The sequence below is a fragment of the Sphingopyxis sp. GC21 genome (assembly GCF_025727575.1).
Classification (GTDB): domain Bacteria; phylum Pseudomonadota; class Alphaproteobacteria; order Sphingomonadales; family Sphingomonadaceae; genus Sphingopyxis; species Sphingopyxis terrae_A.
The window spans coordinates 3,662,898-3,681,340 of record NZ_CP095845.1; the positions used below are offsets into that span (position 1 = coordinate 3,662,898).

Consider the following 18,443-nt stretch of genomic DNA (forward strand, 5'->3'; position numbering starts at 1 on the left):
GCTCCTTCGCTTTGAAAGCGGGCTGCTTAGGGCATGGGTGCGCGCACAGTAATTCCTTTAGTATGCCCAGTTATTGTGCAAAAATGCACAGATGCAGTGGGATGATCTGAAATATTTTCTGGCGCTTTTTCGGTCGGGGACACTCTCGGCCGCGGCGCGCACTCTGGGCGCAGAACACAGCACGGTCGCGCGCCGTATTGCGTCGCTCGAAGAAGGGCTTGGCATGCGTCTATTCGAACGGTCCGGTCGCGGATTCAGCCTTACGGCCGAAGGCGAGGCGATCGCGGATATTGCGGCGCGCGTCGAAGAGGAAACGCTCAACATCACGCGCGTGGCGCAAGGCCGGCAGTCCGATCTGGCAGGCGTGGTGCGCATCAGCGCGCCGCCCACATTCGCCAGCCGATTTATCGCGCCCCGCCTGACGGCGCTTCGGCGCCGATATCCCGGGATCGAGCTCGAACTTGCCGGCGACAGCCGCGCCATCAGCTTGTCGCGCCGGGATGCCGATATCGCGATCCGTCTCAGTCGGCCGACGACGGGTTCGATCGTGACGCGGCGTGTCGGAACGATGGCTTTCGGTCTTTATGGCCAGCGGGACTATCTTGCGAAAGCCGCAGCCTGCGACCGCGATTTTCTCGGCTATGACGATAGCCTCGATCATGTGCTCCAACAGCAATGGCTGCGACGTCTGGAGCCGGACTTGCGCCTGGCATTTCGCAGCAACGAATTGACCACGCTGCACGAAGCGGCGGCTGCCGGGATGGGTTTGGCGGTTCTGCCGCGTTTTCTCGGCGACCCCGACGAGCGGCTCGCGATGGTGGCCACACCCTCACCGCCACCGAGCCGCGAGCTTTGGCTGCTTGTTCATCCCGATCTTCGTCGGTCTCCGCGCATCCGGGCGGTCCTTGATCATATTGTGGACATTGTCCTTGCCGGGCGCGCGATACTCGATCCCGAGGGGGCAGCGAGCGATTAAAAGGCGATGACGGCCAGATCCGTGGGCAGTTCCTTATGTCGCGTATCGACGCCGGATGTTGTGGGGCCGGTCCACCCGCCGGGGTTTTCGAGAATATCGAGCGACGGCGCATAGCCTTCCTGCCGGAAGGTGCGAAACGCGAAGGGCAGACCATCTGCACCCAGCGGCGAGGCTGCATCGGCGACATGGATATGAAGGTGCGGAGCATCGGATTGCCCCGAGTTGCCGAGCGCCGCGAGCACCTCGCCCATGCGCACCCGCTCGCCTTCCTTCACTCTGATGCTGCCGGGCTTGAGATGTCCGTAAAGGACGCGGTTTCCACCCGGCAGCCGAAGGACGATATGATTGCCGGCAATCGTATCGAGGCCGATCTTGATGGCAGGCGGGGCCAGGGGTTGGTTGTCGGGCAAGCCATCAAGGATGCCCTCGACGACCGCATCGGCGACCGCCAGAACCGGTTCGCCATATCCGGACCAACTTTCGTTCCTCGAAGGATCGCCCGTAAAGGCACGGCCATGCGCATCGACCTTCACGAAGTCGATTGCATAGCGCTGCGCGATCCGGGCCTGGCCATCCACGACCGCGATCGTTCGGCGGTGATCGGAATCGTTCGACAGCGCATTGGCTGCGAGCCAGTGGCCCGGCCCAAGGGGCGCGTTCACCACCAGCGGAGCCTCGCCGCTCACCGTCAGTGGCGGGACTTCCAGAATAGTGCGCGATGGGTCGGGCGGCCCGCTTGATGCCGATGCCACATGGATATGGTGACCAAGACGCAACCCGGCTCCTGTCCCCTTGGGAACCGCCGTGTCGAAATATACCATGACAAAGCTGCCAGGCCCGATCTGAAGACGGTCGGCGCCCTCTTTCTGCTGTCCGGGCGTCGCAATCATCGTCGCTAAATCCTTCGCCGCAAATGCGCCGAGTGGACGGCCGCCGTTGCTGTCGAAGACGTCGATTTCCGTCAGGATGATCGTGCGCCCCGAATAGTTGGTCAATCGCATCTCGTAGAGAAGATGGTCGCGGCCGGACGCCTCGACCGGCGCAGGCGCTTTACCGAACTCAACATCAAGGGGGACTACCGAGGGCGCCGGCTCTTGACGGGCGGCGGCAATCTCACTGCCCAACAAGGAGGGCGCTATGGTGCTGCATAGCAGCAACAAGGCGAACTTCACCCGAGCCATAGTTGCGATACTCCCATCACTTTGCTGCCAAATCGACATCCGCTCAGCGCCGCGTAAATGCCGGCAGATCGCCGATCTGCCGATGGAATCGGGCGATTTCGCTCGCCTCCCCAGACGTAAGCTTCGCCCTCGTCACGGCTTCGTCGATGCTCGAAAAGCGCGCGCTGTCGCGCGCCTTGACCAGCCGCGATGCGAGATCGCGCTTGCCTGCGAGGAGATAGGCGAGGCTGGTAGCGTCGGCCGTATTGAGGTCGACCACCAAGGGTTCAGTCAATTTCTCGTCCCACGGCGCCGCGGGAATATGGACGTCGGGGTTCGTCATCCAGAGTTCCGGAGCGAGGTGCGCATCAAGCGCGAACTTGCCCGCCGCGACTTGATCGGTAGCTGCGGCGAAGGCCTGGCGATAGAGCGGCAAATTGCGAAGAAAGTCGGCAAGCTTGCCATGCGCACCGGAACAGGAAAGCCGCGCAGTGGCGTCGCGCAAGTCCGCGCTCGCCGTCGCGCCGCCGGTGGCCTCGAGAAAAATACGAGTGACCTGCTTTGCATCGTCGGGATAGAGCCGGGCCCAGTCGCGAACCAGATCGACCAGCGGCGCGCGGCCATGCCAGTCCGCGCGCCGAGCGAGAATCGTGAACAGCTTTTCGTAGCGAGCGAGCAAAGCCTCGCGCGTCATGCTTTTTGCGAGGAGCCGGTAGAAGATGGTCGCGGCGACGCCTTCGGACGCCATCTGCGCCTCGCCCGATCTGACGCTGCAGGGGTCTAATGAATAATCGGTTTGCGCGAGGCGCCATCCCTCGATCCCCGAAGCTTGCGGGTCCGATCGGACCGATCCGAAGAGAAAGCCGCCTTGCGGGATCGCCGTCTCGCGCAGCCAAGTCTCGCGGCGGCTGAGCCAATAGTCGGCGGGCGATGGTGCCCCGAACCGCGCGCGGGCGCGAAACCCCTCCGACGCCGTCAATGCCAGCGCCAGGGGCTGGAAATGTTCACCGAAACCCTCGTCGAAAGCGGTCGTCGGATCGGTCGTGACAAGCACCGAATGGCCATTTCGCGACAGCGTCGGGGGGATCGGGCCAAGGAGCCGGCGCAAAAGCACATGGCCGAATTCATGCGCGAGCACCTCTTCGAACTGGCCGTCGGCGATACTGGCTTCATCGACCGTGAGATCGATGAAATAGTCGCGGCAAAGTGCGCGGCGCCCCTTGCCGTCCTCGATGAACAGGTCTTTGCGGGCGAAACCGCCGTCTTCGTCGGAAAGATAGACGATGATGCCGCCGCCGATCGAGGGGCAGTCGAACGTCTGCCGGCTTCTGGCCCGCGCCATCCGATCGAGATCGGGAAGCAGGGCAGCGACCCCGCTCGCCGTCGCTGCGAGTAGCCTGCGTTTCAGCGGGCCTTCGGCGATCGGCATGCCAACCGGCAGCTCCCGGCCATCAGACAGCCGCTCGGTGATGGCCTGGCCCGCCGCATCCCGTGCCGGAACGAGAAAGGTCATTTCAACTTCGAGCGCTTGCGCCGGCGCCGCAACGGAGAGTCCGAAAAAGGTCAGTGATGAAAGAATAGTTTTGAACATCGCGGTTTCGATTCGCAGGGCGTCAGAACGGCCACACTGTATTGCTTGATTAATACAGGCACAAGGCTTGGAATCGCGGTTTTGGCAACAATTCACGGTCGCTCCCGAGGCAGGAATTGAAGTCTGGGCGTCGATGCCCCTTCCCGAATCTGGGTCCTCGGAGCAATGGACGGGCTGGAGAAGCGGCGGCGCCACGCCCGGCATTGAAAGAACGTCGGCGCGGAGCAGCTATTTTGCGGCGTTGGCGTTGCGGCTTTTCTCGCCTGAACGCGGGCCTGTTTACGGATATTCGACCGTCACCGGAATGCGGCCGCGGTAGTCCCCGTCGGTGGCGCCGGCAACCTGCAGCCGTCCGCCGAAGCGGAAGACGAGGCGGCCGTCGGGGCCGAGCCGCGGCGCCGCGCCCAGGTCGGTTGCCAGCCCGGTCACGCGCGCGCTCGCGCCGCTGCCGCTCTCCAGATCGACCGACGGGGGCAGAGTGACACGCACTTCGGCGCCGGGCTCACCGCTGACGGTGACGACGCCGGTAACCGCAAAGCCGCCGAGGTCGCGCACGTCGCCGCGCAGGCGGCGCGCGCCGGTGAGCGGATCGATCTCGATCTCGCCGCCGCTCGCGCCGACCGCGACGCGGCCCAGGTCGAGCTGGGTGTCGACCTCGACGCGCAGCGGCATGCTCGCCTTGCGCGCCACAATCGCGGCATCTTTGCCGTCTTGGCCGCACAATTGGCACTGGGCGGCCAAGGGGGCCGGCGGCGCGCCGAACAGCAGGAGGGCAAGGAGGAGACGCATTATCACCCCTTCGGCATAGCGCGATCGTGGTTAATCGGCGGTAAAGCAGGCCACGCTACCCCTTGCGGGGGCGCGGCATCGCGCCGATATTCAGGCCATCATGCGGCGCCCTTCCCCACCCCCGTGCGCCGCCCAGGAGTAGCCCATCATGACCGACAAGCAACTCGACCCAATGGCCCATCATGTACTGCGCGAAGGCGGCACCGAGCGCGCTTTCACGGGCAAATATACCGATTTCAAGGGCGACGGCCTCTATCGCTGCGCCGGTTGCGGCACGCCGCTGTTCGACAGCCGCACCAAATATGACAGCGGTTCGGGCTGGCCGAGCTATACGGCGCCCGCCAGCGATGCGTCGGTCAGCGAACATCGCGACATGAGCCATGGCATGATCCGCACCGAAGTGCGCTGCGCCAAGTGCGAGGGGCATCTGGGCCATGTCTTTCCCGACGGTCCCGGGCCGACGGGGCTGCGCTATTGCATCAACAGCGCGGCGCTTGACTTCGCCGACCGCGGGCAGGATGAGGCGGGGACCGGCGAAGGCTGATCCCCGCCGGGCCGGCTGCCGCATCGCCGCGCAGCGAAAGAAGGAATCTGGATTTTGCGCCGCGAGCGACAATCGTCATCCGCCCCCAAATCGTCATCGTCAGGCAAAGGCTCGGGCAAGGGCCCCGGCTCCGGGGGACCGTCGGGCCTGCGCCTCTGGCTCCGCCGTCTGTTCCGCTGGGGCCTCGCGCTTGCGCTGGTCGGGGTCGTCGCGGTCGCGGTCGCGGTCGGCATTGCGGCGCAGCGCATCCCGAGCTTCGAGGAGCTGAAAAAGTCGCCGGCGGGCCAGACGATTCGCGTCCACGCCGCCGACGGCACCGTCTTCCTGTCGCTCGGCCCCAATTACGGGCGCTGGCTGACGCTGCGCGAAACGCCGCAGGTGATGCAGGATGCGATGGTCGCGGTCGAAGACCGGCGCTTTCGCTATCATCCCGGCGTCGATCCGGTCGGAATGACGCGCGCTGCTGTCTTCGCGGTCGAACATTATGGCACCGGGCGCCGGATGCAGGGCGCATCGACGATCACCCAGCAGCTGGCGCGCAATATCTTCCTGTCGAACAGCTACACCTGGTCGCGCAAGCTGCGCGAAATGATCCTGTCGCTCGCGCTTGAATGGAAATTCTCGAAGGACGAGATCCTCGAACTCTATCTGAACAAGGTCTATTTCGGCGGCGGCAGCTACGGCATCGACGCCGCATCGCGGCGCTTTTTCGGGCATAGCGCGACCCAGATGTCGCTGTCCGAAGCGGCGGTGGTTGCGGGGCTGGTCAAGGCGCCGTCGCGCTATTCGCCGACTGCCGATGCCCAGGCCGCGCTCGGCCGGTCGGGGGTCGTGCTTGAAACCATGGTCGATGCGGGCTTCATCACCCAGGCGCAGGCCGACGGTGCCAAGCCCGCCGATGTCCAGCTGGCACAGGAAACGGGCCAGAACAGCGCGCGCTATTTCACCGACTGGGCGCTGCCGCAGCTCGACATGCTGATCGACGAAGGCACCGAGGCGCTCGATGTCTACACGACGCTCGACCTCGGCATGCAGCGCGCCGCGACCGCGGCGATCCAGGCCGACACGCCGAAGGGCGTGCAGGGGGCGCTCGTCTCGCTCGATCGCGACGGCGCCGTGCGCGCGATGGTCGGCGGCACCGACTATGTCGCCTCCAACTACAACCGCGCGACGCAGGCGATGCGCCAGCCGGGGTCGGCTTGGAAATTGTTCGTCTACATGGCAGCGCTCGAAGCCGGCTATAAGGTCGACGATCAGGTGGTCGACGAACCGGTGACGATCAACGGCTGGAGCCCGAAAAACTCGTCGGGCCGCTTCGCCGGGCCGATGAGCCTGCGCACCGCTTTCGCTTATTCGGTCAACACGATCGCGGCGAAGCTGGGCAATGAAATCGGCTTTTCGTCGGTCGCCAACATGGCGCGCCGCTTCGGCATCACGACCCCGATCAACACTCACCCGTCGATGGTGCTGGGCAGCGCCGAGGTGCGGGTGATCGACATGACCGCCGCCTTCGCCGCCGTGTCGCGCAAGGGGGTGTCGGTGCAGCCCTATGGCATCACCAAGGTGACGACCGCCGACGGGCGCCTCCTTTATCAGAAGCCGGCCGAGCGCGGGCAGGTGCTCGTCGACAATTGGGTTGCCGCGGGCATTACCGACCTCTTGCAGACCGCAGTCGCGACGGGGACAGGGCGCGCCGCGCAGATCGGCCGACCGGTGGCAGGCAAGACCGGCACGACGTCGAGCAACAAGGACGGCTGGTTCCTCGGCTTTTCGAGCGGCCTGACCACCGGCGTCTGGATGGGCCGCGACGATGCCAAGGCGGTCGGGGGGCTGCAGGGCGGCCGCGCGCCGGCCAAGGCCTTCGCCGACTATATGCGCATCGCTGTCGCACGGCGCCCCGTCGAGCCCTTCGATACCGAGGTCAAGCTGCCCGAATGGCAGCTTGAGGGCGATGACGAGGCCTATTTCGGCGCACCTGAGGAAAATGGCGGCATGGTCGATGAAAATGGCATGCCGATCGAACTGCCCGCTGCGCCCGACACCGCCCAGGGCGACGTCCCGCCGCCGCCCGCCGATGGCCCTGTGCTCAACCAGCAATGGATCGAGGAGCAGACGGGGCGCCGGCCGCCCGCCGACAATGGCGCCGCCGCGCCAAAGGCGGCCCCGCAGCAGCTACGTCCCCCCGCACCAGCACCGCCCAAGGCGCCGCCACCGGTGCTGAAGGTGCCGCCCGCGCGTACGCCCGCCAATGGCGAGGGCAATTAAGGATCAGGTGAAACGGTAGCGGTGCAGCCCGCGGCCTTCGCGGCGCAGCCACGCGCGCGCCGCGCCAACGTCGCCATCGTGCAGATCGTCGACCAGCGCGTGAAAGGCGGCGCTATGGTCCATATGCCGCAGATGCGCGACCTCGTGCGCGACGGTGGCGCGGCGGACATGGTCGGGCGCCATGACGAGCCGCCAGCTGTAGCGCAGGTCGCCGTCGTGGGTGCAGCTGCCCCAGCGGCTGCGCGGATCGCCGACCCCGACGCGGCCGACGGTCAGTCCTGCGCGCGCGGCAATTTCCCGGCTCTCGCGCGTCATGATGTCGAGCGCCGCGGCCTTCAGCCAGCGCTCGATGCGGCGCCCGACGGTTTCGGCGGGGCCGCCGACGCTCAGCCGGTCGCCCTCGGCGCGAACCGCGCGCGGAGCGGTCGCCGTCCATTCGATCCGGCGCTCCATGCCGAACAGTGGGAGCGCCGTGCCGGGGCCGACCTGGACCGGCGCAGCGGTCTTGCCGACCTGTTCGGCGAGCCAGTCCTGTTGCTCGCTCGCCCATTTGATCGCGCGCGCGGCGCTTGCCCGGCGCGGCAGCGTGAGCCGCAACTCGCCGCGCGCGCCATCGAAGACCAGGCGATAGCGCCGCGATTGCGCATGCGGGACCAGCCGCACCGGCCACGGCGTATCACCGACCCAGATACGCGGCCGCTCGTCGCTGGCCCGTTCGCGGCGCATCAGACGACGCGCTCGACGAGATGATTTTCGAGCGGCCCGGCGCGATCCTCGCTCACCGTCCAGCCGACGATCGACTCGCCCGCCCGGTGCACCGCGTCCGGATCGCCGCAGACCAGATAATGCCATGCGGGCAGCGGCTCGCCCTCGGCGCGCAGGCGGTAGGCACAGGTTTGCGGCAGCCATTCGATGTCGGCGACGCTGCGCTTGGTCAGCGTCAGGCAATCGGGGACATGGCGGCGGCGACGCTTGTAATCGCCGCAGCGCGCTGTTTTCAAGTCGAGCAGGCGGCACGCGACATTGGTCGGATAGATGCGCCCGCTGTCTTCATCCTCCAGCTTGTGGAGGCAGCATTTGCCGCAACCGTCGCACAGCGCCTCCCACTCGCCCGCGTCGAGCGAGGCGAGCGGCGCTTCCCAGAAGCGGCGCCCCGCCCCGGTCACTTCACCCACTTGCCAAGGTCGGCGGCGACCTTGTCGGGCGCGCCTTCATCGACGTCGGTCGACGGGTCATCGAGCGGCAGGAGCGCGAGCGGCTTGCCGGCCGGGTCCATCAGGAAGGCGAGCTGCGTATGCGCCATCAGATAGCGGTCGGGCGCCGATCCCTCCACCTTGTGGAAGGACACGACATATTCCTTCGCGACCGCCGCGATCTGTTCGGGGGTGCCGGTCAGCCCGATCAGGCGCGGGTGGTACCGGCTGACGAAGGCCTTGAGCACGGCGGGCGTGTCGCGCGCCGGGTCGACGGTGATGAACATCGGCTGCACCTTGGCGCCGCGCGCCGGATCGGCCTTCTCGAACGCCGTCAGCCCGCGCATCAGCTTTTGCACATCTACCGGGCAGATATCGGGGCAATAGCTGTAGCCGAAATAGACGATGCGGTAACGGCCCGCGAAATCACTGTCGCGTACCGGCTTGCCATCCTGATCGATCAGGCTGAACGGCCCGCCGATCTTCGCGCCGGCGAGCGGCGGGGTCGCGTCCTGCGTCGCCGACGGAGCGTTGCACCCAGCGAGCGCCGCGCCAAAAATCAGAAGCAGGCTTGCGCGACCGGCGTTTCGGACCATATTCGGGATGTTCATCATGCGGCCAGCCTTGATGGGCTAGGCCACGAAAATCAACCTTTCTCGTCGCGCCGTGCGACGATCATCGCCAGGGGTCGCCCAATCATGTTTCGACGCGCGGAGCTCCGCCTCGCCTCCTTCCTCCTGCTGATCGCCGCCGCGCTCGGCGCCGGCACCGCGGCGCATGCGCAATTCCGCGGCGGCTACGCCTTTCTGCAGGCCGTGGAGAACCGCGACGGGACGAAGGCGACCGAGGCGCTGAAGGACGATTCGACGCTGGTCAACACGCGCCATCCCGACACCGGCGAAACCGCGCTGATCATCGTCACCAAGCGCCGCGACACGACGTGGCTGCGCTTCCTGATCGGCAAGGGCGCCGACCCCGAAATCGGCGACCGCCAAGGGGTGACGCCGCTGATGCACGCGGCGCTGCTCAACTATCCCGACGGCGCCGAGGAACTGATCGAAGCCGACAAGTCGATCGTCGACATGACCAATCGCCGCGGCGAGACGGCGTTGATACTGGCGGTGCAGGCCAAGAATGCGGCGATGGTCCGGCTGCTGATGCGCCACGGCGCCAATCCCGACAAATCGGATCATATCGCGGGCATGTCGGCGCGCGATTATGCCAAGCGCGACGACCGGACCGGCCAGATGCTGCAATTGCTCGACGCCAAGCCCGATGCCCCGCTGCGCGATCTTGGACCGATCTTCGGACCCAAATAATAGCGCAATGTGATTTCTCTATTGGGAATCACATTATGATGTGATAATTGCGGGGCATGTCTACGCAACTTATCGATCGCATCCGCGCCATCGTCGACGACGGCAGCATGTCCCGCTCGGGGCTTGCGCGCGCGGCCGGCCTCCACGCCAACAGCCTGCGCGACATGGAATCGCCGGGCTGGAACCCCACCGCCGAAACGTTGCGCAAGCTCGAGAATTGGCTCGCGCACGGCAGCGACCTGTCGCCGATGGCGACGCCGGAGGAAATCATCGCCGAGGCGCGCAACGGCCGCATGTTCATCCTTGTCGACGACGAGGATCGCGAAAATGAGGGCGATCTGGTCATCCCGGCGCAGATGGCGACCCCCGATGCGGTCAATTTCATGGCGACGCACGGCCGCGGCCTGATCTGCCTGACGCTGACGCGGTCGCGGGTCGAAACGCTGGGCCTCGAGCTGATGAGTCGCAACAACGGCACTCGCCACGAAACCGCCTTCACCACCTCGATCGAAGCGCGCGAGGGCGTGACCACCGGCATTTCCGCCGCCGACCGTGCGCGCACCGTGTCGGTCGCGATCGACGCCGCCAAGGGGCGCGACGATATCGTCACGCCCGGGCATGTCTTTCCGCTGATCGCGCGCGACGGCGGCGTGCTGGTGCGCGCCGGCCATACCGAGGCGTCGGTCGACATCGCGCGCCTCGCCGGCCTCAATCCCTCGGGCGTGATCTGCGAGATCATGAACGACGACGGGACGATGGCCCGGCTCGACGACCTGATCCCGTTCGCGCGGCGCCACGGGCTGAAGATCGGCACGATCGCCGACCTGATCGCCTATCGCAGCCGCACCGACCGGCTGGTGGAATGTGTCGCCGACGAACCCTTCGAATCGGATTATGGCGGCGACTGGCGGCTCAAATCCTATCGCAACAAGGTCGACGGCAGCGTCAATCTGGTGCTGCAGAAGGGCGCGGTCGATCCCGATGGCGTGACGCTGGTGCGGATGCACGCCGTGTCGATCTTCGACGATATCATGGGCCGCCCGGGCCCCCGCAAGCGCCGCCTGCAACGCTCGATGGAGGCGATCGGCGCCGAAGGATCGGGGGTCATCGTCATGCTCATGCGCCCGCTCCCCGGCTCGGCCGCCGCCGACGCGGCCCCGCCGCCGACCGGCGGCATGGATCTGCGCACCTACGGCATCGGCGCGCAAATCCTCGTCGACCTCGGCGTTCATGCGATGGAGCTTCTGACGCCTTCGCATAATAATCTCGTCGGGCTGGAAGGCTATGGCCTGTCGGTCGTCGGCGAACGCGCAATCCCCGGAGAAGAATGATGGCCCATATCCTGATCGTCGAAGCGCGTTTCTATGCCCATCTCAACGACATGCTGATCGATGGCGTGCGCAGCGCGCTCGAGGCCGAGGGGCACAGCCACGAGGTCGTGACCGTTCCCGGCGCGCTCGAGGTTCCGGCGGCGATCGCACTTGCCGATCAGAGCGGCCGCTTTGACGGCTATGTCGCGCTTGGCGTCGTCATCCGCGGCGAAACCTATCATTTCGAAGTGGTGTCGAACGAAAGCGCGCGCGGCATCATGGCGCTGACGCTCGACGGCCTTGCCATCGGCAACGGCATCCTGACCGTCGAGGATGAGGAACAGGCGCTTGCGCGCGCCGACAAGACGCGCAAGGATAAGGGCGGCGAGGCGGCGAAGGCCGCACTCGCGATGCTCGCATTGAAGGATCAGTTCGGCGTTGCTTGATCGCACTCCTCCCGGCCGATATTCCGTCGTCGAACGCGGCGGCCGGCTGGTGGTGATCGACCGCGCGACCGGCGGAACCCCGCCGACCGCGGCACAGCGCATGGCCGAACACGATCGGCGCCGGGGCCTCGAACCCGCCCTGCCGGCACCGCGCGAAGAGATACCGGAACCTATCAAAGCCCCCGCTACGATTGCCGGCACAGCTCCCGCTGATCGGCTGCGTGAGGCGATCGCTGCGCGCGGCGCCCAGGCCAGGGCGCGCCAGCCCTGGGGCGACACGCCCGCCGCGCCGCCAGCGCGCGCCTCCGTGCCGGCGCGAATCCCGGCGCATGTCCCCGAAGCCGCTCCGATCCCGGCATCGCGGTCTCGTCCGGCGCCGCAACCAGATCGCGGTTCGCGCAAGACGGTGGTCACGTCGAAATGGTGGGATGCAAAGGGGCCGCGGACGATCGAACTCGGCGCGAGCGGGCAATCGACCCTGAGCGGCGGCTTCGTGACGATCTTCGCGATCGGGCTCGCGATCTTCGTCTTCCTGCTGCTCATCATGCCGGTAGCGGCCTTTGTCGCGGCCTTTCTGCTGTTCCAGTTCGGCGGCAAGATATTGGCGCCGATCGGTGCGGGAATCGTCGACAAGGCGGTCGCCGAGAGGGGATAACGCCCGTCGACTGAAGATAGCGTGCCCCGCGAAGGCGGGTGGCCCATCTTCAGCCGGCGCAATCTGAAACCGACCGGAAGTGTGTCCCCGCCTTCGCGGGGACACACGAAATTGTTGTCTGATCTGATCTAGGCGGCGACCAGCGCCGGATAGTCGATATAGCCCTCGGGCCCGGGCGAGTACCAGCTCTGCGGATTGTCGGTGGCCCAGGCCGCGCCGGTGCGGATGCGTTCGACCAGATCGGGATTGCCGATGAAGGGCCGCCCGAAACTGATCGCATCGGCGAGGCCGCTCGCCAGATCGGCTTCGGCCTTCGCCACGTCATAATCGCTGTTGAGCACCAGCGGCCCCTTGAAGACCTGACGGATCGCCGGCGACTGCTTGGGCACGTCGGTTTTGCCGAAGGTGCCGTCGGGGCCGGGTTCGCGCAGTTCGAGGAAAGCGATGCCCAGCGCGTCGAGCGCCGCGGCGGCGGCGGGGAACAGTATTTCGGGCGCGCTGTCGTCGACACCCTGCGTCTCGCCATTGGGCGACAGGCGCACCGCGACGCGATCCTTGCCCCACACCCCGATCAGCGCTTCGGTCACTTCGCGGAGCAGACGGATGCGGTTTTCGACCGGACCGCCATAATCATCGTCGCGCAAATTGGTGCCGTCGCGCAGGAACTGGTCGATCAGATAGCCGTTGGCGCCGTGCAGTTGCACACCGTCGAACCCGGCGCGCTTCGCATTTTCGGCAGCCGCGACATAATCGGCAATCACGCGCGGAATCTCGTCGAGGCGCAGCGGGCGCGCTTCTTCGAGCTCGAGCCGCCCGACCGGCGTGTGCGCGCGACCTTCGCCCTTCGTTGCCGAAGCCGACACCGGCTGCTTGCCGTCGTTGAACACCGAATGGACGAGCCGGCCCATGTGCCACAGCTGCGCGACGATGCGCCCGCCCGCGGCGTGGACCGCCTCGGTGACGGGTTTCCAGCCTTCGACCTGTGCGTCGGTCCACAGTCCCGGCGCCGAGGGCCAGCCGAGCCCTTCCTGCGAAATTCCCGTCGCTTCGGAGATGATCAGCCCGGCCGAGGCGCGCTGGCGATAATATTCGACCGCAAGTTCGTTGGGGACGAAACCGGGGCCGGCGCGGCCGCGCGTCAGCGGCGCCATGAGGATGCGGTTGGGCGCGTCGATCGCGCCAAGCTTGATCGGGTCGAGAAGCGATGCGGGCATAGATTCCACCTTTCACTTTACCGGCGACGGCCCGTGCTGTCGCCGCTATGGCCGCCGAAGCTATGGATGCGGCGGCCGCTGCACAATGGTGGGTAGCAAAAGAAAATCTAAATGAGCAACAAGCCAATCAGCCCGCCCACCATTTCGCCGGTCGATCCGGTGGCCAAACCGGTCGCCGCCACGGTGAACCGATGGGCCTTTGCCGCGCTTGTCGGTGGCAATCTGGCGCTGTCGCTGACCGCGATGGTGGTGCGCTTCGCCGATACCGGTCCCGTGGCCGCGGCCTTCTGGCGACTCGCGCTCGCGCTGCCGCTGCTCGCGCTGCTGATGCGGCGCGAAACGGGCGGTCGCCTGCCGCCGCGCGGCGCGCTGACGGTGGCGGCGGGGGCGGGGCTCTTCTTCGCGCTCGATCTTGCCGCCTGGCATCTCGGCATCCTTCAGACCAAGGTCGCCAATGCGACGCTGTTCGGCAACAGCGCCAGCCTGCTCCTCGTGCTGTGGGAGATTGCGGTCGCGCGCACCCTGCCGCGCGGGTGGCAGGCGGTGGCGGTGCTGCTAGCCTTCGCGGGGTCGGCGCTGCTGATGGGGCAGAGCTATGAAGCGTCGGCCGCCTATCTCGTTGGCGATCTGCTCAGCCTTTTCGCCGGGGCGCTCTATACGGGCTATGTTCTGATGATGCAGCGGGTGCGCGGCGACATCGGCCCCTGGTCGGCGCTCGCCATATCGTCGGCGGCGGGGATCCCGGTGCTGCTCGGCACGGCGCTGCTCTTCGGCGAAGCGATCCTGCCGCACTACTGGACCCCGCTGATCGTGCTGGCGCTGATGAGCCAGCTGGTCGGGCAGGGGCTGCTCATCTGGGCATTGCCGCGCTTCTCGCCGCTCGTCGTCGGCCTGACCCTGCTCGTCCAGCCGGTGGTCGCGGCGACCGCGGGGTGGCTGATCTTCGGCGAGACGCTCAGCGCGATGGAATTGTTCGGCGGCGCGATGGTTGCCGCGGCGCTGGTGCTGATTCGGTTGCCGAGCCGCCGCGCGGCGCCTATCTGATGGTCATGGCTCAGCATCCGTCCGCCGCAACTCTGCCCGCCGATCCGACGCTCGACGAGATTCGCGCCGCGCTGGCGCCGCTTGTCGCGGCTTCCGCTGCCTTCGACGGCTTCACCGCCGCCACGCTCGACGAAGCTGCCGACGCGCTCGGGGTCGACCGCGACGTCGCGCGGCTAGCCTTTCCGGGCGGTGCGCGCGACATGGTCGACGCCTGGTTTGCGACGATCGATGCCGCGATGGCGGAGCGCTGCCCGGCGGAAACGCTCGCGACGATGAAGATTCGCGAGCGCATCACTCGGCTCGTCGAAACCCGGATCGATCTGCTCGCGCCCAACCGCGAATCGCTGCGCCGCGCGCTGGCCTTGCTCGCGCTGCCGGGCAATGCCCCGCACGCGGCCAAGCTCGGCTGGCGCGCCGCCGACCTGATGTGGCGCCTCGCGGGCGACACCGCGACCGACTATAATCACTACAGCAAGCGCGCGATCCTGACCGGGGTCTATGGATCGACGATGGCGGTCTTCCTCAACGACGAGAGCGAAAATTTTGCTGAAACGCGTGCCTTCCTTGCGCGGCGGATCGACAATGTGATGCGCTTCGAAGCGTGGAAGCACCGCCGCGCTGCGCACCGCATCGAACGGCCCAGCCTCGCGCGCTTCGTGGGGCGGCTGCGCTACCCGGGACGCTGAGGCGGCGGCGCCGGCAAATTTTGGGGCTGGCGCTTCGCTGCTGTTATTGATAATCGCTCGCAAATGATCGCGAAGCTCGATTCCTCCCCGCTTGGCATCGCGGTGCGCATCGCGCGCATCGACTGGACGTCGATGTCGCACGACGAAGGGCGCCGGCTGCGCGAGTTCGGCTTGCTGGAGGGGAGCGAAGTCACCCCGCTGCATCGCGGCAGCCTGTTCTCGCGCGATCCTCTCGCGCTGACGATCGGGCGGATGAAAGTCATCATCCGCAGCAAGCAGGCCGCCGCCATAGAGGTCGAACCGGCGACGACATGACCGGCCCCGCACCCACGATCGCACTGGTCGGCAATCCGAACGCCGGCAAATCGAGCCTGTTCAACGCGCTGACCGGCGCGCGGCAGAAGATCGCCAATTATCCGGGCGTCACGGTCGAACGCAAATCGGGCCATGCGAGCTTTGCCGACGGCCGGCCGCTCGCGCTGGTCGATCTGCCGGGCAGCTACAGCCTGTCGCCCGCCAGCCCCGACGAGGCGGTGACGCGCGACGTTGTGCTCGGCCGCCAGACGGGCGAGAAGCGCCCCGACGCACTGATCGTCGTCGTCGACGCGGCGAACCTCGACAATCATCTCTGCTTCGCGCTCGAACTGATCGCGCTCGGCCTGCCGACCGTCATCGCGCTCAACATGCTCGACTTGGCGGAGCGCGACGGGCTGACGCTCGATCCCGACCGGCTTGCCGCCGAACTCGGCGTGCCAGTGGTGCCCACCGTTGCGGTGCGCAAGCGCGGCCTGACCGAATTGCTTGCGGCGGTCGATGGCGCGCTCCTCTCGCACGGCCTGTCGGCGACCGACCAGCCGGCGCCGCCGCCCGGCGACACCGCGCTGCACCAGCGCGCTCGCGCCATCGCGCGCGCCGCGACGCTCGCCGAAACGCCGGTGCGCCGCTGGACGCAGCGCGTCGATGCGGTAGCGCTACATCCGGTCTTCGGGCTGCTGATCCTGCTCGCGCTGATGTTCGTGATGTTCCAAGCGGTCTACGCCTGGTCCGAAGCACCGATCGCCTGGATCGAGGACGGCATCGCCGCGTTGCAGGCGCTGGCGAGCGATCACATGGCCGCGGGCTTCCTGCGCGGGCTGGTGGTCGAAGGACTGCTCGCCGGCGTCGGCGCGGTCGTCGTTTTCCTGCCGCAGATCCTGATTCTCTTCCTCTTCATCCTGCTGCTCGAAGCCTCGGGCTATATGACCCGCGCCGCCTTCCTGATGGACGGGATCATGGCAAAGGTCGGTTTGTCGGGACGCGGGTTCATCCCGCTGCTCTCCAGCTTCGCCTGCGCGGTTCCCGGTATCATGGCGACGCGCGCGATTCCCGATGCGAAAGACCGGCTGACGACGATCCTGATCGCCCCGCTGATGACCTGTTCGGCGCGGCTTCCCGTCTACACGCTGATCATCGGCGCCTTCATCCCGAACCGCAGCGTCGGCGGATCGCCCGTTGGCCTGCAGGGACTCGTGCTGTTCGGCCTCTATGTGTCGGGCATCGTCGGCGCGCTGGTCGTCGCCTTCGTGCTGCGGCGGTCGGTGACCAAGGGCAATGCGGCGGGCTTCATGATGGAAATGCCGCGCTATCAATGGCCGCGGCTGCGCGATGTCGGCATCGCGCTATGGCAGCGGGCGTGGATCTTCCTGCGCCGCGCGGGCACGATCATCGCCGCGACCACCGCGGTGCTGTGGCTGCTGCTCAGCTATCCGCAGGCGCCGGCGGGCGGCGACGTCCGCCAGGTCGATTACAGTATCGCCGGCCGCATCGCGAGCGGACTGGAAGTCGTGGTCAAACCCATCGGCTTCAATCACGACATCGCACTCGCGCTGATCCCTGCGATGGCGGCGCGCGAGGTGGCCGTCTCGGCGCTCGCAACCGCCAATGCGATCGACGCGGGCGATGACGAGGATGCCGTTGCGCAATCGCTCAGCGAGCGGCTTCAGGGACGCTGGAGCATCGCGACCGCGCTCGCCTTTCTCGCCTGGTTCGTCTTTGCCCCGCAATGTATCTCGACGATCGCGATCACCCGGCGCGAGACCAATGGGTGGAAATGGCCGCTGTTCATGGTTGGCTATTTGTTCGCGCTCGCCTATGCCGCGGCAGGTATCACCTACTGGACAGCCGTCGCCTTTGGACTAGGCTGATCCTTCCAACATTCAAGCGGAGCGGAGCGGCATGGCTGGCAGCGTCAACAAAGTTATTCTGATCGGCAATCTGGGCGCCGATCCCGAAATCAAGTCGTTCCAGAACGGCGGCAAGATTGCCAATATCCGCATCGCGACCTCCGAACAGTGGAAGGACCGCATGACCGGAGAGCGCAAGGAGCGCACCGAATGGCACAATGTCGTCATCAACGGCGACGGCCTCGTCGGCGTCGTCGAGCGCTACCTTAAAAAGGGCTCGAAGGTTTATATCGAAGGATCCTTGCGCACTCGCAAGTGGCAGGACCGTGACGGCAATGATCGCTACACGACCGAAGTCGTCGTCGCTGGCATGGGCGGCACCTTGACCATGCTCGACGGTGCGCCTGGCGGCGGCGGCGGCGGCTCGCGCGGCGGCGATAGCTGGTCGCAGGGCGGCGGATCGAGCGGCGGCTGGGATCAGGGTGGCGCCGCGTCCGGCGGCAGTTCGGGCGGCGGCTGGAACCAGGGCGGCGGCGGCGCCTCGGGCGGCGGACGTCCGCCGTTCGACGACGATCTGGACGACGACGTCCCCTTCTGAGGGTTTCTGAGCGATGGCGAGTGACCTGCTGACCGCCGCGGACGTCGCGCGCGGCGTGTGCCGGCTGTTCGCTCAGCAGGGGCTCGTCGCGATCCCCGAGGTGACGCTCCCCAACGGCCGCCGTACTGACCTCACCGCGATCGACGCGAAGGGCCATATCACGATCGTCGAGATAAAGGTTAGCCGCGCCGATCTGCACGGCGACGGCAAATGGCCCGACTATTGCGACTGGTGCGACCGCTTCTATTGGGCGCTCGCGTCTGGCCTCGACCCCGCGATCCTCGAGACCGAGGGCTACCGCCCCGAAACCTCGGGCCTGATCGTCGCCGACCGCTATGGCGCCGCCGTGGTGCGCGAGGCCGCGAGCTGCAATCTCGCGCCCGCGCGGCGCAAGGCCGAACTGCTGCGGATCGGCCGGCTCGCGATGCGCCGTTCGATGATTGCCGCCGATCCCGAAATCGCGGCCGGCTGGGCCGAGCGCTGACGGCCTG

The 18,443-nt window shown here is 66.8% G+C and carries 20 protein-coding genes; 13 read left to right on the top strand and 7 right to left on the bottom strand.

Features of this window, described 5'->3' with window-relative positions; all coding sequences use genetic code 11:
• Positions 1-91: 91 nt before the first annotated feature.
• Complete coding sequence (locus MU856_RS17670; RefSeq protein ID WP_234179352.1) at positions 92-976, top strand: LysR family transcriptional regulator; 885 nt, start codon at positions 92-94, stop codon at positions 974-976.
• Here the strand turns inward: MU856_RS17670 and MU856_RS17675 are convergent.
• The 3 genes from MU856_RS17675 to MU856_RS17685 all read right to left on the bottom strand — a co-directional run bounded on the left by MU856_RS17675 (position 973) and on the right by MU856_RS17685 (position 4,516).
• The gene (locus MU856_RS17675; protein WP_234179351.1) at positions 973-2,157 is read right to left on the bottom strand and encodes a M23 family metallopeptidase; all 1,185 of its coding nucleotides are present in this window, start codon (positions 2,155-2,157) and stop codon (positions 973-975) included. The two genes, MU856_RS17670 and MU856_RS17675, sit on opposite strands and share 4 nt — an antisense overlap.
• Before the next feature lie 43 nt (positions 2,158-2,200).
• A complete protein-coding gene (locus tag MU856_RS17680) occupies positions 2,201-3,727 on the bottom strand; it encodes a hypothetical protein (protein ID WP_263588111.1) in 1,527 nt (508 codons plus the stop codon).
• A gap of 279 nt (positions 3,728-4,006) precedes the next feature.
• A complete protein-coding gene (locus MU856_RS17685) occupies positions 4,007-4,516 on the bottom strand; it encodes a DUF4402 domain-containing protein (protein WP_263588112.1) in 510 nt (169 codons plus the stop codon).
• A 148-nt stretch (positions 4,517-4,664) separates the two neighbouring features.
• Between MU856_RS17685 and msrB the strand changes: the two genes are divergently transcribed.
• Both msrB and MU856_RS17695 read left to right on the top strand, forming a co-directional pair.
• The gene (gene msrB, locus MU856_RS17690) at positions 4,665-5,060 is read left to right on the top strand and encodes a peptide-methionine (R)-S-oxide reductase MsrB (protein ID WP_003046857.1); all 396 of its coding nucleotides are present in this window, start codon (positions 4,665-4,667) and stop codon (positions 5,058-5,060) included.
• Between the two features lie 54 nt (positions 5,061-5,114).
• Positions 5,115-7,325, top strand: coding sequence for a transglycosylase domain-containing protein (locus MU856_RS17695; protein ID WP_412072801.1), 2,211 nt, complete (start codon positions 5,115-5,117; stop codon positions 7,323-7,325).
• Positions 7,326-7,328: 3 nt separating this feature from the next.
• Here MU856_RS17695 and MU856_RS17700 read toward each other — a convergent pair whose 3' ends face one another.
• From MU856_RS17700 to MU856_RS17710, 3 genes are read right to left on the bottom strand one after another with little or no spacing between them, the layout of a single operon-like run.
• Positions 7,329-8,051, bottom strand: a complete 723-nt coding sequence (locus MU856_RS17700; RefSeq protein WP_263588113.1) for a M48 family metallopeptidase — start codon at positions 8,049-8,051, stop codon at positions 7,329-7,331.
• Entirely contained in the window at positions 8,051-8,491 is a 441-nt protein-coding gene (locus MU856_RS17705) for a YcgN family cysteine cluster protein (RefSeq protein ID WP_263588999.1), read from the bottom strand. The genes MU856_RS17700 and MU856_RS17705 overlap by 1 nt, the downstream gene beginning before the upstream one ends.
• Positions 8,488-9,132, bottom strand: a complete 645-nt coding sequence (locus MU856_RS17710) for an SCO family protein (protein WP_263588114.1) — start codon at positions 9,130-9,132, stop codon at positions 8,488-8,490. Before MU856_RS17710 ends, MU856_RS17705 begins: the two co-directional genes overlap by 4 nt.
• A gap of 84 nt (positions 9,133-9,216) precedes the next feature.
• On the opposite strand from MU856_RS17710, the gene MU856_RS17715 reads away from it, so the two are divergent.
• The 4 genes from MU856_RS17715 to MU856_RS17730 are packed head-to-tail and all read left to right on the top strand — an operon-like array spanning position 9,217 to position 12,248.
• Positions 9,217-9,837, top strand: a complete 621-nt coding sequence (locus MU856_RS17715) for an ankyrin repeat domain-containing protein (RefSeq protein ID WP_003046841.1) — start codon at positions 9,217-9,219, stop codon at positions 9,835-9,837.
• Positions 9,838-9,893: 56 nt separating this feature from the next.
• A complete protein-coding gene (ribB, locus tag MU856_RS17720; RefSeq protein WP_062901273.1) occupies positions 9,894-11,168 on the top strand; it encodes a 3,4-dihydroxy-2-butanone-4-phosphate synthase in 1,275 nt (424 codons plus the stop codon).
• Complete coding sequence (gene ribH, locus MU856_RS17725; protein WP_062901272.1) at positions 11,168-11,593, top strand: 6,7-dimethyl-8-ribityllumazine synthase; 426 nt, start codon at positions 11,168-11,170, stop codon at positions 11,591-11,593. The genes ribB and ribH overlap by 1 nt, the downstream gene beginning before the upstream one ends.
• On the top strand, positions 11,586-12,248 hold the full coding sequence (locus tag MU856_RS17730) for a hypothetical protein (protein ID WP_263588115.1): 663 nt from the start codon (positions 11,586-11,588) through the stop codon (positions 12,246-12,248). The genes ribH and MU856_RS17730 overlap by 8 nt, the downstream gene beginning before the upstream one ends.
• A gap of 128 nt (positions 12,249-12,376) precedes the next feature.
• Here MU856_RS17730 and MU856_RS17735 read toward each other — a convergent pair whose 3' ends face one another.
• On the bottom strand, positions 12,377-13,462 hold the full coding sequence (locus MU856_RS17735; protein WP_062901270.1) for an alkene reductase: 1,086 nt from the start codon (positions 13,460-13,462) through the stop codon (positions 12,377-12,379).
• 111 nt (positions 13,463-13,573) lie between these two features.
• Here MU856_RS17735 and MU856_RS17740 point away from each other — a divergent pair, with 111 nt between their 5' ends.
• The 6 genes from MU856_RS17740 to MU856_RS17765 all read left to right on the top strand — a co-directional run bounded on the left by MU856_RS17740 (position 13,574) and on the right by MU856_RS17765 (position 18,436).
• Complete coding sequence (locus MU856_RS17740) at positions 13,574-14,506, top strand: DMT family transporter (RefSeq protein WP_263588116.1); 933 nt, start codon at positions 13,574-13,576, stop codon at positions 14,504-14,506.
• Positions 14,506-15,192 carry a COQ9 family protein gene (locus MU856_RS17745; protein ID WP_202988420.1) on the top strand — a complete coding sequence of 229 codons (687 nt, stop codon included), beginning with the start codon at positions 14,506-14,508 and terminating at the stop codon, positions 15,190-15,192. Before MU856_RS17740 ends, MU856_RS17745 begins: the two co-directional genes overlap by 1 nt.
• A gap of 63 nt (positions 15,193-15,255) precedes the next feature.
• Positions 15,256-15,507, top strand: a complete 252-nt coding sequence (locus tag MU856_RS17750; protein ID WP_003046824.1) for a FeoA family protein — start codon at positions 15,256-15,258, stop codon at positions 15,505-15,507.
• Positions 15,504-17,375, top strand: coding sequence for a ferrous iron transporter B (gene feoB / locus MU856_RS17755; protein WP_062901268.1), 1,872 nt, complete (start codon positions 15,504-15,506; stop codon positions 17,373-17,375). The genes MU856_RS17750 and feoB overlap by 4 nt, the downstream gene beginning before the upstream one ends.
• Before the next feature lie 31 nt (positions 17,376-17,406).
• The gene (gene ssb / locus MU856_RS17760; RefSeq protein WP_062901267.1) at positions 17,407-17,952 is read left to right on the top strand and encodes a single-stranded DNA-binding protein; all 546 of its coding nucleotides are present in this window, start codon (positions 17,407-17,409) and stop codon (positions 17,950-17,952) included.
• A 13-nt stretch (positions 17,953-17,965) separates the two neighbouring features.
• Positions 17,966-18,436: an MmcB family DNA repair protein gene (locus MU856_RS17765; RefSeq protein WP_003046818.1), complete on the top strand. Its 471-nt coding sequence runs from the start codon at positions 17,966-17,968 to the stop codon at positions 18,434-18,436.
• Positions 18,437-18,443: the final 7 nt, after the last annotated feature.